General features: G+C 64.3%; 13 protein-coding genes. 2 read left to right on the forward strand and 11 right to left on the reverse strand.

Features of this window, described 5'->3' with window-relative positions:
• Positions 1 to 8: 8 nt before the first annotated feature.
• Complete coding sequence (locus AAFG07_RS24360) at positions 9 to 620, reverse strand: hypothetical protein (RefSeq protein WP_342722402.1); 612 nt, start codon at positions 618 to 620, stop codon at positions 9 to 11.
• Positions 621 to 1051: 431 nt separating this feature from the next.
• Positions 1052 to 2671, reverse strand: a complete 1620-nt coding sequence (locus AAFG07_RS24365) for a peptide chain release factor 3 (RefSeq protein ID WP_342722403.1) — start codon at positions 2669 to 2671, stop codon at positions 1052 to 1054.
• 156 nt (positions 2672 to 2827) lie between these two features.
• Here AAFG07_RS24365 and sugE point away from each other — a divergent pair, with 156 nt between their 5' ends.
• Positions 2828 to 3142, forward strand: coding sequence for a quaternary ammonium compound efflux SMR transporter SugE (sugE, locus tag AAFG07_RS24370; RefSeq protein WP_342722404.1), 315 nt, complete (start codon positions 2828 to 2830; stop codon positions 3140 to 3142).
• A gap of 12 nt (positions 3143 to 3154) precedes the next feature.
• On the opposite strand, the gene AAFG07_RS24375 is transcribed toward sugE, so the two are convergent.
• From AAFG07_RS24375 to AAFG07_RS24390, 4 genes are all read right to left on the reverse strand, one after another.
• Complete coding sequence (locus AAFG07_RS24375) at positions 3155 to 3943, reverse strand: transporter substrate-binding domain-containing protein (protein ID WP_342722405.1); 789 nt, start codon at positions 3941 to 3943, stop codon at positions 3155 to 3157.
• A 94-nt stretch (positions 3944 to 4037) separates the two neighbouring features.
• Positions 4038 to 4697 carry a hypothetical protein gene (locus tag AAFG07_RS24380; protein ID WP_342722406.1) on the reverse strand — a complete coding sequence of 220 codons (660 nt, stop codon included), beginning with the start codon at positions 4695 to 4697 and terminating at the stop codon, positions 4038 to 4040.
• Positions 4698 to 4757: 60 nt separating this feature from the next.
• Positions 4758 to 5738 (reverse strand): MBL fold metallo-hydrolase, encoded by a 981-nt coding sequence (locus AAFG07_RS24385; protein ID WP_342722407.1) that lies wholly within the window; start codon positions 5736 to 5738, stop codon positions 4758 to 4760.
• Positions 5739 to 5772: 34 nt separating this feature from the next.
• Complete coding sequence (locus AAFG07_RS24390) at positions 5773 to 6471, reverse strand: NAD(P)-binding domain-containing protein (protein WP_342722408.1); 699 nt, start codon at positions 6469 to 6471, stop codon at positions 5773 to 5775.
• Between the two features lie 113 nt (positions 6472 to 6584).
• Between AAFG07_RS24390 and AAFG07_RS24395 the strand changes: the two genes are divergently transcribed.
• Positions 6585 to 7472, forward strand: a complete 888-nt coding sequence (locus AAFG07_RS24395) for a LysR family transcriptional regulator (protein ID WP_342722409.1) — start codon at positions 6585 to 6587, stop codon at positions 7470 to 7472.
• 107 nt (positions 7473 to 7579) lie between these two features.
• On the opposite strand, the gene AAFG07_RS24400 is transcribed toward AAFG07_RS24395, so the two are convergent.
• The 5 genes from AAFG07_RS24400 to AAFG07_RS24420 all read right to left on the reverse strand — a co-directional run bounded on the left by AAFG07_RS24400 (position 7580) and on the right by AAFG07_RS24420 (position 12591).
• Entirely contained in the window at positions 7580 to 8584 is a 1005-nt protein-coding gene (locus AAFG07_RS24400) for an inorganic phosphate transporter (RefSeq protein WP_342722410.1), read from the reverse strand.
• 100 nt (positions 8585 to 8684) lie between these two features.
• Complete coding sequence (locus tag AAFG07_RS24405) at positions 8685 to 9329, reverse strand: DUF47 domain-containing protein (RefSeq protein WP_342722411.1); 645 nt, start codon at positions 9327 to 9329, stop codon at positions 8685 to 8687.
• 143 nt (positions 9330 to 9472) lie between these two features.
• A complete protein-coding gene (locus tag AAFG07_RS24410; RefSeq protein WP_342722412.1) occupies positions 9473 to 10441 on the reverse strand; it encodes a branched-chain amino acid ABC transporter permease in 969 nt (322 codons plus the stop codon).
• A 1-nt stretch (position 10442) separates the two neighbouring features.
• Entirely contained in the window at positions 10443 to 11306 is an 864-nt protein-coding gene (locus tag AAFG07_RS24415; RefSeq protein WP_050406473.1) for a branched-chain amino acid ABC transporter permease, read from the reverse strand.
• 64 nt (positions 11307 to 11370) lie between these two features.
• Entirely contained in the window at positions 11371 to 12591 is a 1221-nt protein-coding gene (locus AAFG07_RS24420; RefSeq protein ID WP_342722413.1) for an ABC transporter substrate-binding protein, read from the reverse strand.
• Between the last annotated feature and the right edge of the window lie 36 nt (positions 12592 to 12627).

The following is a 12627-nucleotide window of genomic DNA, read 5'->3' on the forward strand; positions in this document are numbered from 1 at the left end:
GGGGCGGATCATTGATTGCCGGCCGGCTTGGCCAACTCGCGATTGTCGACATAGCGGATCATGATCGGACGGCCGGCCAGCGCGCCGCCGAGCCCGCCGGTGAATTTCAGCGGCAGGCAGGCGCCGAGCGAGGCATTGATCGCGTTGAGATAGGTCGTGCGGGTATCGGGGCGGATGCCCCGCGTCGCGAATGTCAGGCGCGGCGTGCCGATCATCTCGCCGGTCCGCTTGAAGCTGAAGCGCACCGACATCTGCATGCCCTCGCGCGCGTCGTCGGGTGGCGGCGGCGCCCAGCAGGAACGCAGCGCGGCGAACAGATCGCCGATGGTATCGAGATCATGGTCCGGCTTGCGGTACTTCTCGGCCTGACCCTCGGGCGGCACGGTCAGGATCGTGAGCTGGAGATTTTCGCCGTACGGATAATCGATCTCGGGCAGGCACGGGCCGTGGTTGAACACGCTGCAATAGGACGGGATACACGGCCCATTGTCGAGCACGCTGCAGGGTGTGTGTGCGAACGGCACCGGGTTCGTCTGCTGCCGCTGCCGCGCCGAGGCGCTTCCCGTGAGACCAATGGCCAGCACGGCAAAAGTGAGGCAGATGAGGACGCGTCGGAGCATGCGATCGGACCCAGGATGCGTTCCGGGGAAAATGGTACCGCGGCCAGACCGCGGCAAGCGGGGCCACGTTCAATTCCCCGCGCTCGCGTACCGCACACCGCCGTCATCGCCCGGCTCGACCGCGCGATCCAGTATTCCAGAGACAGCAGTGATCAATCGAGAAGCCGCGGCGTACTGGGTCCCCCGGTCGAGCCGGGAGACGACACTGAGCATGTGGCGCAGCGCTAAGCCTTCTTCTTCACGTCCTTGATGTTGGAGAAGGTGATGCCCTCGGCGCGCTCGCGCACCAACCTCCACTGTCATCGCCCGGCTTGACCGGGCGATCCAGTATTCCAGAGGCAGCAGTGATCAATCGAGAAGCCGCGGCGTACTGGGTCCCCCGGTCAAGCCGGGGGACGACAGTGAGGATGCGGCGCGATGCGTATGCCGCGCTACGCCTTCTTCTTCACGTCCTTGACGTTGGAGAAGGTGATGCCCTCGGCGCGCTCGCGGGTGTAGCCGAGATAGAACTCGTTCTTGGCCATGAACACGGGATCGCCATCGACGTCGTCGGCAATACCGGAATTGTTGGCGGCGACGAAGGCCTCCAGCTTCTTGCGGTCGTCGGACGAGATCCAGCGCGCCAGCGAGAATTCAGAGATCTCGAACTCGACCGGCAGCGAATATTCGGCATCGAGCCGCGCCTTCAGCACGTCGAGCTGCAGCGGACCGACCACGCCGACCAGCGCCGGCGCGCCGTCGCGCGGGCGGAACACCTGCACGACGCCCTCCTCCGACATCTGCTGCAGGGCCTCCTTCAGCTTCTTCGCCTTCATCGCATCCGTCAGCCGAACACGGCGGACGATTTCCGGCGCGAAGCTCGGCACGCCGACGAAGGTCAGATCCTCGCCCTCGGTCAGGGTGTCGCCGATCCGCAAGGTGCCGTGGTTGGGAATGCCGACCACGTCGCCGGCAAAGGCCTCGTCCGCCACCGAGCGGTCCTGGGCGAAGAAGAATTGCGGGCTCGACAGGCTCATGTTCTTGCCTGTTCGTACCAGCTTGGCCTTCATGCCGCGGCTGAGTTTTCCGGAACACAGCCGGGCGAACGCGATGCGGTCGCGGTGGTTCGGATCCATGTTGGCCTGGATCTTGAACACGAACGCGCTCATGCGCGGCTCGGCCGCCTCGACCTTGCGCAGATCGGAATCCTGCGCGCGCGGCGCCGGCGCGAACTTGCCGAGGCCTTCGAGCAAGTCGCCGACGCCGAAATTGCGCAGCGCGCTGCCGAAATAGACCGGTGTCAGATGCCCTTCGCGGAAGGCCGCGAGGTCGAACGGCTTGCAGGCTTCGGAGGCCAGCGCGAGCTCATCCCTGACCTCGGCGACGTCGAGATTGGGGTTGCGCTTGCCGAGATCGGCGATGTCGATCTGCTCGGTGGCGCCGGTCTTCGCGCCGCCGCCCTCGAGCAGCCGCACGCCGCCATTGACGACGTCATAGGTGCCGAGGAAGTCGCGGCCGCGGCCGACCGGCCAGGTCATCGGCGTGGTGTCGAGCGCCAGCGTCTTCTCGATCTCGTCCAAGAGCTCGAACGTGTCGCGGCTCTCGCGGTCCATCTTGTTGATGAAGGTGATGATCGGGATGTCGCGCAGCCGGCAGACCTCGAACAGCTTTCGCGTGCGCGCCTCGATGCCCTTGGCGGCGTCGATCACCATGACCGCGGAATCGACCGCGGTCAGCGTGCGATAGGTATCTTCCGAAAAGTCCTCGTGGCCCGGCGTGTCCAAGAGGTTGAACACGAGGTCGTTGAACTCGAAGGTCATCACCGAGGTGACGACCGAGATACCGCGCTCGCGCTCGATCTTCATCCAGTCCGAGCGCGTGTTGCGCCGCTCGCCCTTGGCCTTGACCTGCCCCGCGAGGTTGATGGCGCCGCCGAACAGCAGCAGCTTTTCCGTCAGCGTGGTCTTGCCGGCGTCCGGATGCGAGATGATCGCAAAGGTGCGCCGTCGCGCCACTTCCTGTGAAAGCGGCGAGCGGGACGGCGATTCGGTTGAAACAGCGGTATCAGACATGGCGGGGCAGCGTTTGGCAGGGAAAACGGGCGCAATCAAGGGCGTTTTGTCGCAATGCGGGATGGCCGCACCACCCACATATAGGGACCGGAAGGACGACCTTCTCCTCACCATACCATCCGCGGGGACGACCCTGCCTTATCCGGAGGGTTCGTTATGGCTTGGGCCATTCTATTCACCGCAGGCCTGCTCGAGATCGGCTGGGCGATCGGGCTGAAATATACCGAGGGTTTTTCGCGGCTGGTGCCGTCGGTGCTGACGCTCGCGGCGATGGCCGGCAGCGTGATCCTGCTCGGCATCGCGCTGAAGACGCTGCCGATTGGAACCGCCTACGCGGTCTGGACCGGGATCGGCGCGGTCGGCACCGCGGCGCTCGGCATCATCCTGCTCGGCGAACCTGCGACCGCGATGCGGCTCGCCAGCATCGGGCTGATCGTGTCCGGCATCGTCGGGCTGAAGCTGGTGGCGTGAGGACGCATCGGCTCACGGACCTGCTTGGACGGTTTCTTGGACAGTTTTCGCCATCTCGGCGTCCACGTCAGGTTTGATGCTCGCCGCCACTGCTCGCAGCCAATCAAGGAACGCCGGCTGGCCCTTGTCGATCGCCATGCCGATCGAGATTGGCAGCTCCTCGCTCGCCAGGCAGTCTTTCGGCACCGACACAAGTCCGGGCAGCTTCCTCTGCAGGTCACGGAAGAAGAACTTGTCGATCGGCGCGACGTCGGCGCGGTGCGCCAGAATCTCGACCGTCGCGAGGTCGGTGAGGTTCCCGGGTACGCCGTCGCGCGCGGCCCGGACAAGCCGCTTCTGCAGCCAAGCTCCTTGTGGTGTGCCGACGATGAAACCGATCGTCACCGCGGATTGATCGAGATCGTCGAGCCGGGCGGCCGCCGCCACCTTGGGATTGTCGGCCAGACCGAACACGCAGTGCGCCGAGGCGGAATAAGGGATCATATCCGCGACGGCCTCGCGTTCCGGCGTCACCAACAGCGGGGCGATGGAGACGTCGACCGCGCCACTCACCAGGATCGAGACCTTGTCCTCTGAGGTGACGGGCGTCGTCTCGATCTTCACGCCAAGCCGGCGGGCATATTCCTCCGCCAATCGCCAGGCAGGGCCATGGAACGGCGCGGCTTCGGCCGAGGGGTTCTTGATCAGCCATGGAAACTCGTCGAGCACCGCGACCCGCAGCGTCCCTCGTTGCTGGATCGCATCGATCCGGCTGCTCACGCCGGGCGGCGGCGCGGGGACGTCGGCGGCGCGGCCCGTCACCGGTATTGCGACCAGCAAGGCGGCCAGCAGTGTACTTGTCCAGGATGCCATGCGAGCGCTCCATGTCGTTCAAGGTGATCAGGGTCGGTCGGCTTCACGCTCTGCGTGCATAGGCGTAACGGTGCGCAAGCCAGACCGTGCCGGCGCCGTCAGACAGGATAAAGTGTTGGTTCTTGACGTCGCGGTCAGGCCCGTCGCGGGTGACAACGGTGTTCATGCGCAGCATCTGCCCTGCCACATCGGACCCGCCGCCCCTGATCGCAAAGGGATCGTGGACCAGCACCACGCTCTTCCCGTCGCCGCGGTCGAAGCTGTAGGCGGGCATGATGCCCACCGGCGCGCGCATCTCGATCGACACGTATTTCCATCGGCCTTCCACGCGTTGAAAGCTCAGATAGTCGATGCGTTTGATATCCTGCTTCGAGGTGTCCGACGCCGGACGGATGACCTCCTGAAGGTAGGACCCGATCATGCGGCGCTCGGCGACGAGCCCGGTGGTGGTGACTGGATCGCCGCCCGGTTTGTTCCACGCCGTCTCGGTGACATCCCACATGCCTGCGTATGCCGCCATGGCAGCGTTTTCCGGCCCGAGCTCGTTCAGGCGTTCGGCGGCGGGGACCGCGGACAGGGCCGCGTTGCCTCGCTCGAGCTGGGCCGAACCGCCCGCCTTGGCTGCTGGCGTCTGCGCGGCGGCCGGATCGGAGATGAACATCGAGCCGAGCACGGCTCCAACGAAATGACGACGTTCAAGCATGATGATGTTTCCATGTCGGCTTGCGCGGCCTCGGGCGGGCCGGCCGAGCGCGCGCCGCGCTCAGGCCGGCTGTGCCGCGTAGTAGCTGATTTCCCAGTCAATGAGGCCCGGATGCTCCCAGCAGGGATAGGCCGAGATGATGTCCGGCTTGGCCTCGCGAAGGATCTCGTCGGTGGCCTTTCCCGCTTGCCGCAAGGCCCTGACCCTTCGACTCACGCTATCGATGTGGGACGCGAGACCGAGGGCGATGTCGATCGTGCCGGGATCACCATGGCCGGGCACGATCAAGTCGGGATCGAACCTTTGCAAGTTGCTCAGGACCTGCGTCCAGCGTGTTCCATCGAGATCGGTGTCCAGCGGCGGAAACCACGGAAAGATCGGGAACATGCGTTCCTCGATCAGGTCGCCTGCGAACAGGATCCGCTCTTTGGGCAGAAAGACGATCTGGTCACCGCGCGTGTGCACCGTACCCACGCTGCGCAGCTCCACGATCCGGCCGCCGAGATCGACCTCTAATCGCGGTCCGTCGTAGATGACATCGGGCATGACGATGGTCGTCCCATCAAGGGCCGCTGCCGCGGCGGCAGTCTGCGTCTTCCGGAAAAGGTCGATGTAGCGCGCGCCCTTCTCCGCCAGCTCGTCACGCTGGATGCGGTTGTAAAGGATCGTAGCGTCACGCCGGAACACCTGCGCGCCGTAGCCGTGCTCCGGATGAAAATGCGTAAGGGTCAGCATCAGCCGGCGCGGACCGGCAAGTCTACGGGCAAGCTCCAGGATCTTCTCGCCGTTCGCAGGCCCGAGCCCGCAATCGACCACCAGGGCCGCGTCCTTGCCGACAATGATGCCGATGTTCGGCACGAGCCAAACCCGGTTGTCCGACACGACCCACACGCCGTCCGCGACCTGCTTCGGATTGGACGTATCGACCGTCGGCGGACGAGAATCAGCCACTTGCGCAGTCGCGCACTTCGATCCGGTGCCCAGAAACGCAAGCGCTGCTGCTGCCGCTGCAAACGCGCGACGCGACATCAATGAGCTCATTGAACCGCTTTCCACCAATTCCTCATGACGACGGCTAAGCCGGCGACGCGAATGTGCCCGGACTGTTCGGCGTCGCCTGCCAGTCAGGCGTGCGCACCCCCGTCGCTTCGGCCAGCGCTCGGCGAACGCCGGCGGCATCATAATCCTTCAAGTATCCGGGTGAGCCGGGCTGCTGGCGCCAGGACTGCTCGATCGTGCCGGCGTCGACCGCATCAAATCCGATCTCTTCGACAAGCCGCATGACCGTCGCTTTGGCTTGTGCATCGTCGCCCGCGACCGCCAGCGCGACCCGGCCGACACCTCCGGCAGGCCTGCCCTTGTTCAGCAGGTGCCCGGCGATGATTGAGTTGAACGCTTTGACAACCGGGCGCCCGAGCTGTCGCTGGACCCAGCCGCTTTCGGTCATTCCCGCCTCGACCTGCTCGATGCGGCCATCCCGCTGCCGCGGATAATAGTTGCTTGTGTCGATGACGATCAGGTTGGTGGGCGCATCCGCAAATAGGTCCGACGGGAGTTCGCCGACGCGTCGCATCGGCACCGCTACCACCACGATCTCACTTCCCCGCACCACCTCCGCAATCGTCGCGGGCCGAGCACCGGTCTCCCGAGCCAGGTCCGTAAGCGAATCCGGCCCGCGCGAGTTGGCGATGGCGACCTCGTGCCCGGCCTTGCTGAACAGCTCCGTCAGCGCACCGCCGATATTGCCAGATCCGATGATCCCGATTTTGGTCATGACAACGGCCTTTCTAGCATTGGCCCCCAAGGACCAGTCGCAATCTACCTATTGGCTTTCAATTCGGGTATAAACAGCGCTCCGCACAAGGGTGTCACTACCAGGAGTAGGGAATGGATCGCCTCGCCAGCATGGCCGCCTTCGTCAAGGCGGCGGAGGTTGGTTCCTTCGCTGCGGCCGCCAGCGCTCTGCGCATGTCGCCGCAGATGATCGCCAAGCACGTGACATGGCTGGAAACCCGGCTTGGCGCGCGCCTGCTCAACCGCACGACTCGCCGCCAGAGCCTGACGGACATCGGCAAGGCGTACTACGACCGCTGCAAGCTGGTGTTGGCGGATGCCGACTGGGCGGATTCCCTCGCCGACGAGGCAAAGGGAGCTCCCCGCGGGCGCCTGCGGGTCAATGCGCCGTTGTCGTTTGGCGCACAAAGCCTGACGCCGGTCATCGCACGCTACTTGAGGCAGTACCCCGGGGTGGAGGTCGATCTTGTGCTCAGCGATCGCTTCGTTGACTTGGTCGAGGAGGAGTTCGAGGCGGTGTTCCGTATCGGCCCGCTCGCGGACTCCAGCTTCATGGCTCGCGAGCTTGCGCCTTTTCGGCTCGTCGCCTGTGCATCACCCGACTACCTGCGCGAAAGAGGTGTTCCTGCAACGCCGTTCGATCTCGAGGCACACGAGTGCCTGGCGTATGCGTCGACTTCCGGGCCGATTGCCAATACCTGGCGCTTCGTGCGCGACGAGGAAACCTACACGGTCGAGGTCAAGCATCGCTTGCTGGTGAATGACGCCAAGGCGCTCCTCGTCGCCGCCTTGAACGGGTTCGGCATCGCATTCATCGCCGAGGATCTGGCGCGCGAAGGCTTGCGCTCCGGACGTCTCACCAAAGTGTTGCCTGACTACGAGACGCCGTCACGTCCCATTCACTTGATCTACCATCCCGACCGCCGGCAGACGCCAAAGCTCAAGAGCTTCATTTCCGCCGTGGTCAGCGAGTTGGGCTAATATTGCTCCTGCATGTGCGCGTCGGCGACCGCGATAGCTCGTCGGCGGATCACTTATTTTGGACGCGTTTTCTTGACGCGAACCGGCTTCCACTTCGCTCGAAAACGCTACTTCAGAACCTGCACGACCCAATAGGTCGCGGCTGCGACCGCGGCCGAGGCCGGGATCGTGATCACCCAGGCGTAGACGATCGAGCTCGCTACGTTCCAGCGCACGGCGGACAGCCGCCGCGCGGCGCCGACGCCGACGATGGCGCCGGTGATGGTGTGGGTGGTCGATACGGGGACCCCGAGATAGGTCGCGATGAACAGCGTCGCGGCGCCGCCGGTCTCGGCGCAGAATCCCTGCATCGGCGTCAGCTTGGTGATCCGCAACCCCATGGTGCGCACGATCCGCCAGCCGCCCATCAGGGTGCCCAGCGCCATTGCGCTTTGGCAGGCCAGCACCACCCAGAACGGAATTTCGAACTTGTCGCCGAGATGGCCCTGCGAGTAGAGCAGCACCGCGATGATGCCCATGGTTTTCTGCGCGTCGTTGCCGCCATGGCCGAGCGAATAGAGCGACGCCGAGGCGAATTGCAGGATCCGGAAGGCGCGATCGACCGCGAACGGCGTCGAGCGCACCGAGAGCCAGGACACGATCGCAACCAGCACCAGCGCCAGCAGGAAGCCGACCAGCGGCGACAGCACGATCGCGAGCAAGGTCTTGGTGAGCCCGCTCCACACCGCCGCCGAGATGCCCGCCTTCGCCATGCCGGCGCCGACCAGGCCGCCGATCAGCGCATGCGAGCTCGACGATGGAATGCCGAGCGCCCAGGTGATCACGTTCCAGACGATCGCGCCGACCAGCGCGGCGAAGATCACGGTGGCGTCCACCACCGACGGGTCGATGATCCCGGTGCCGATGGTGTTGGCGACGTGCAGGCCGAACACCGCGAAGGCGACGAAGTTGAAGAACGCCGCCCAGAACACCGCATATTGCGGCCGCAGCACGCGGGTCGAGACGATGGTCGCGATCGAGTTCGCGGCATCGTGCAGGCCGTTCAGGAAGTCGAACAGCAACGCGACCGCGATCAGGATGGTCAGGACCGGAAGACCCAGCGTGGCGTCCACGTGATGTCCCCGACTTATCGTGTTTTCTTGAGCATGATCTCCGCGCAAACGCTTCGCGTTTGTCGCAGGGAAAACCGCTGCACACTTTTCCGGATCATGCTCAAACCTGTTCAATCACGATCGAGTTGATCTCGTTGGCGACGTCGTCGAAGCGGTCGGCCACTTTCTCGAGATGATCGTAGATCTCCGCGCCGACGATGAAGTCCATCGTGTTGGCGTCGCGGTGCTTCAGGAACAATTCCTTGAGCCCGATATCATGGAGATCGTCGACCCGCCCCTCGAGCTTAGTCAGCTCCTCGGTGATCTGGGTCAGCATCGAGACGTTCTGTCCGATCGCCTGCAACAGAGGCAGCGCGCGGACGACCAGATTGGCGCATTCGACGATCAGGGTGCCGATCTCGCGCATCGGCGGCTCGAACTCGCGCACCTCGAACAGCATGACCGCCTTCGCGGTCGCCTGCATCTGGTCGACCGCGTCGTCCATCGACGTGATCAGGTTCTTGATGTCGCCGCGGTCGAACGGGGTGATGAAGGTGCGACGAACCGCGGTCAGGACCTCGCGGGTGACGCTATCGGCGTCGTTCTCGAACTGATTGACACGCTGGCAGAAGACCGGGGTCTCCTCGCCGCCCTTCAGCATGTCCTGCAGCGCCAACGAGCACTGCACGGAGGTCTGGGCGTGGCGGGCGAACAAGTCGAAAAATCGCTCTTCCTTGGGCAGAAAGGCGCGAAACCAGCGCAGCATGTCTCAATTCCATCGTTCCGGGACAGCCCTTTTAGCGACTGTCACAGAACTGTCATAGAGCATCTGGCGTGGAAAATACCCGGATCGACCGCCCGAACGGGCGGTCGTCCACCGCTAAGTCGGCAGCAAATCGGCGCCCTGCCCTACAGCGACCGCCGCAGCAGGTGGGCCAGCTCGCCGACCAGGCCGCGCCGAAACAGCAGCACGCAGGCCACGAAGATCACGCCCTGGATCACCGTCACCCACTGGCCGAAACCGGCGAGATATTGCTGCATGGCGATGATCACGAATGCGCCGACCACCGGGCCGAAGATGGTGCCGAGACCGCCGACCAGCGTCATCAGCACGATTTCGCCGGACATCGACCAGTGCACGTCGGTGAGCGAGGCGTTCTGCGCCACGAACACCTTCAGCGAGCCGGCGAAGCCCGCCAGCGTGCCGGACAGGATGTAGGCCAGCATCTTGTACTGGTCGGTCTTGTAGCCGAGCGAGATCGCGCGCGGCTCGTTCTCGCGGATCGACTTCAGCACCTCGCCGAACGGCGAGTTGATGGTGCGGTAGATCAGGAGGAAGCCGGCAAGGAAGCCGACTAGCACGACGTAGTAGAGCACCGTCGGCTTCGACAGGTCGAAGATCCCGAACAGGTGCCCCTGCGGGATGCCCTGGATGCCGTCTTCACCATGGGTGAACGGCGCCTGCAGATAGATGAAATAGAGCAGCTGCGACAGCGCCAGCGTGATCATCGAGAAGTAGATGCCCTGGCGGCGGATCGAGATGAAGCCGGTGACGAGGCCGAGCAAGGCCGCCGCGGCGGTGCCGGCCACGATGCCGAGCTCCGGCGGCAGCCCCCACACCTTCAGCGCATGCGCCGAGACGTAGCCGGCGGTGCCGAGGAACATCGCGTGGCCGAACGACAGCAGGCCGCCATAGCCGATCAACAGGTTGAACGCGCAGGCGAGCAGCGCAAAGCACAGCGCCTGCATCACGAAGAAGGGATAGATTCCCGTGAACGGCACCACGGCCAGCAGCACCGCCATCACGGCGAATACGATCATCTCGTCGCGCATCGCGCGCGGCGTCATCGGAAGTGTATCGTCGGTCAATGCTGACATATCAGGCCGCCCGTCCCGTCAGTCCCGTTGGCTTCACCAGCAACACCACCACCATCAGGACAAACACCACGGTGTTGGAGGCCTCGGGATAAAAATACTTGGTCAGTCCCTCGATCACGCCGAGCGCGAAGCCGGTGATGATCGAGCCCATGATCGAGCCCATGCCGCCGATCACGACCACCGCGAACACCACGATGATGAGATCGGCGCCCATCAGCGGGCGGACCTGGTTGATCGGCGCCGACAGCACGCCGGCGAGCGCGGCGAGACCGACGCCGAGCCCGTAGGTCAGCGTGATCATGCGCGGCACGTTGATGCCGAAGGCCCGTACCAGCGTCGGGTTCTCGGTAGCCGCGCGCAAGTAGGCGCCGAGCTGTGTCTTCTCGATCAGGAACCAGGTGGCAAGGCACACCACCAGCGAGAAGATCACGACCCAGCCGCGATAGATCGGCAGGAACATGAAGCCGAGATTGACGCCGCCCTTGAGCTGATCCGGGATCGAGTAAGGCAGGCCCGAGGAGCCGAAATAGTTCTGGAACACGCCCTGCACGATCAGCGCGATGCCGAACGTCAGCAGCAGTCCGTAGAGGTGGTCGAGCCCGGCGAGCCATTGCAGCATGGTCCGCTCGAGGATCATGCCGAAGATGCCGACGATGACAGGGGCGATCAGCAGCGCCCACCAGTAGTTGATGCCGCCCAGATTGAGCAGGAAATACGCCACGAAGGCGCCCATCATGTAGAGTGCGCCATGCGCGAAATTGATGATGTTGAGCATGCCGAAGATGACGGCGAGCCCCAGACTGAGCAGCGCGTAGAACGAGCCGTTGATCAGTCCCACCAGAAGCTGTGCGTAGAGAGCCTGCATCGAATGAGCTTTCGCTGGATAGATGAAGCCCGCCGGCCACGCCCATGGCCGGCGGGCATGATCGTCACTTCTTCAGGAGCGCACAGGTGCTCTTGTCGAGCGGCGTGAAGGCCTGGTTGCCCGGCACGGTGCCGACCAGCTTGTAGAAGTCCCACGGACCCTTGGACTCCGAGGGCTTCTTCACTTCGAACAGATAGGCGTCGTGGGTGACGCGGCCGTTGGCCTCGATCTCGCCCTTGCCGAACAGCGGATCGTCGGTCGGGATGGTCTTCATCTTCGCGACCACCTTGGCGCCGTCATGCGGATTGCCGCCGAGCGCTTCCAGCGCCTTGAAGTAATGTGTGAGGCCCGCATAGACGCCGGCCTGCACCATGGTCGGGGGAGCGCCGCTCTTCATCTTCTCCGAGAAGCGCTTCGAGAACGCACGGGTCTTGTCGTTGAGGTCCCAGTAGAACGTCTCGGTGAAGTTGAGGCCCTGCGCGGTCTCGAGCCCGATCGCCTTGACGTCGGTGAGGAACAGCAGCAGCGCGGCGAGCTTCTGGCCGCCCTTGACGATGCCGAACTCGGCCGCCTGCTTGATCGAGTTGGTGGTGTCGCCGCCGGCATTGGCGAGACCGATGATCTTGGCCTTGGAGGCCTGCGCCTGCAGCAGGAACGAGGAGAAGTCGGCGGTGTTGAGCGGGTGCTTGACGCCGCCGACCACCTTGCCGCCATTGGCGGTAACGACCGCCGCGGTATCGCGCTCCAGCGCCGCACCGAAGGCGTAGTCCGCGGTCAGGAAGAACCAAGTGTCCCCGCCCGCCTTCACCAGCGCCTGGCCGGTGGCGTGGGCGAGCATGTAGGTGTCGTAGGTCCAGTGCACCGTGTTCGGCGAGCACTGCGCGTTGGTCAGGTCCGAGGTCGCGGCGCCCGAATTGATGTAGACGCCGTTCTTCTCCTTCACGATGTTGTTCACAGCGAGCGCGACGCCGGAATTCGGCACGTCGACGATGGTGTCGACCTTATCGACGTCGAACCACTGGCGGGCGATGGTGGTGCCGATATCGGGCTTGTTCTGGTGATCGCCGGAGATCAGGTCGATGGTCCAGCCCTTGGCCTTGAGGCCGGAATCCTCAATTGCCATCTGTGCCGCCAGCGTCGAGCCGGGGCCGGCAAGGTCGGCATAGAGGCCGGACTGATCCGACAACACGCCGATCTTCACTGTCTTGTCGTCAGCGGAGGCGACGCCTGCGACGGAGAGCACCATCGCGGTGCCAAGCAGAAGCGCTGAAATCGTATTCCTCATGGCGTATTCCCTCAGTTCTTAAATTTTCTGGCTCCG

This window comes from Bradyrhizobium sp. B097 (genome assembly GCF_038957035.1).
Taxonomy (GTDB): Bacteria; Pseudomonadota; Alphaproteobacteria; order Rhizobiales; family Xanthobacteraceae; genus Bradyrhizobium.

Bases quoted from the DNA above. Each gene is read 5' to 3' on its own strand.
- AAFG07_RS24360 (WP_342722402.1), bottom strand. From the start codon at position 620: ATGCTCCGACGCGTCCTCATCTGCCTCACTTTTGCCGTGCTGGCCATT.
- AAFG07_RS24365 (WP_342722403.1), bottom strand. From the start codon at position 2,671: ATGTCTGATACCGCTGTTTCAACCGAATCGCCGTCCCGCTCGCCGCTT.
- sugE (WP_342722404.1), top strand. From the start codon at position 2,828: ATGGCTTGGGCCATTCTATTCACCGCAGGCCTGCTCGAGATCGGCTGG.
- AAFG07_RS24380 (WP_342722406.1), bottom strand. From the start codon at position 4,697: ATGCTTGAACGTCGTCATTTCGTTGGAGCCGTGCTCGGCTCGATGTTC.
- AAFG07_RS24385 (WP_342722407.1), bottom strand. From the start codon at position 5,738: ATGAGCTCATTGATGTCGCGTCGCGCGTTTGCAGCGGCAGCAGCAGCG.
- AAFG07_RS24390 (WP_342722408.1), bottom strand. From the start codon at position 6,471: ATGACCAAAATCGGGATCATCGGATCTGGCAATATCGGCGGTGCGCTG.
- AAFG07_RS24395 (WP_342722409.1), top strand. From the start codon at position 6,585: ATGGATCGCCTCGCCAGCATGGCCGCCTTCGTCAAGGCGGCGGAGGTT.
- AAFG07_RS24405 (WP_342722411.1), bottom strand. From the start codon at position 9,329: ATGCTGCGCTGGTTTCGCGCCTTTCTGCCCAAGGAAGAGCGATTTTTC.
- AAFG07_RS24410 (WP_342722412.1), bottom strand. From the start codon at position 10,441: ATGTCAGCATTGACCGACGATACACTTCCGATGACGCCGCGCGCGATG.
- AAFG07_RS24415 (WP_050406473.1), bottom strand. From the start codon at position 11,306: ATGCAGGCTCTCTACGCACAGCTTCTGGTGGGACTGATCAACGGCTCG.
- AAFG07_RS24420 (WP_342722413.1), bottom strand. From the start codon at position 12,591: ATGAGGAATACGATTTCAGCGCTTCTGCTTGGCACCGCGATGGTGCTC.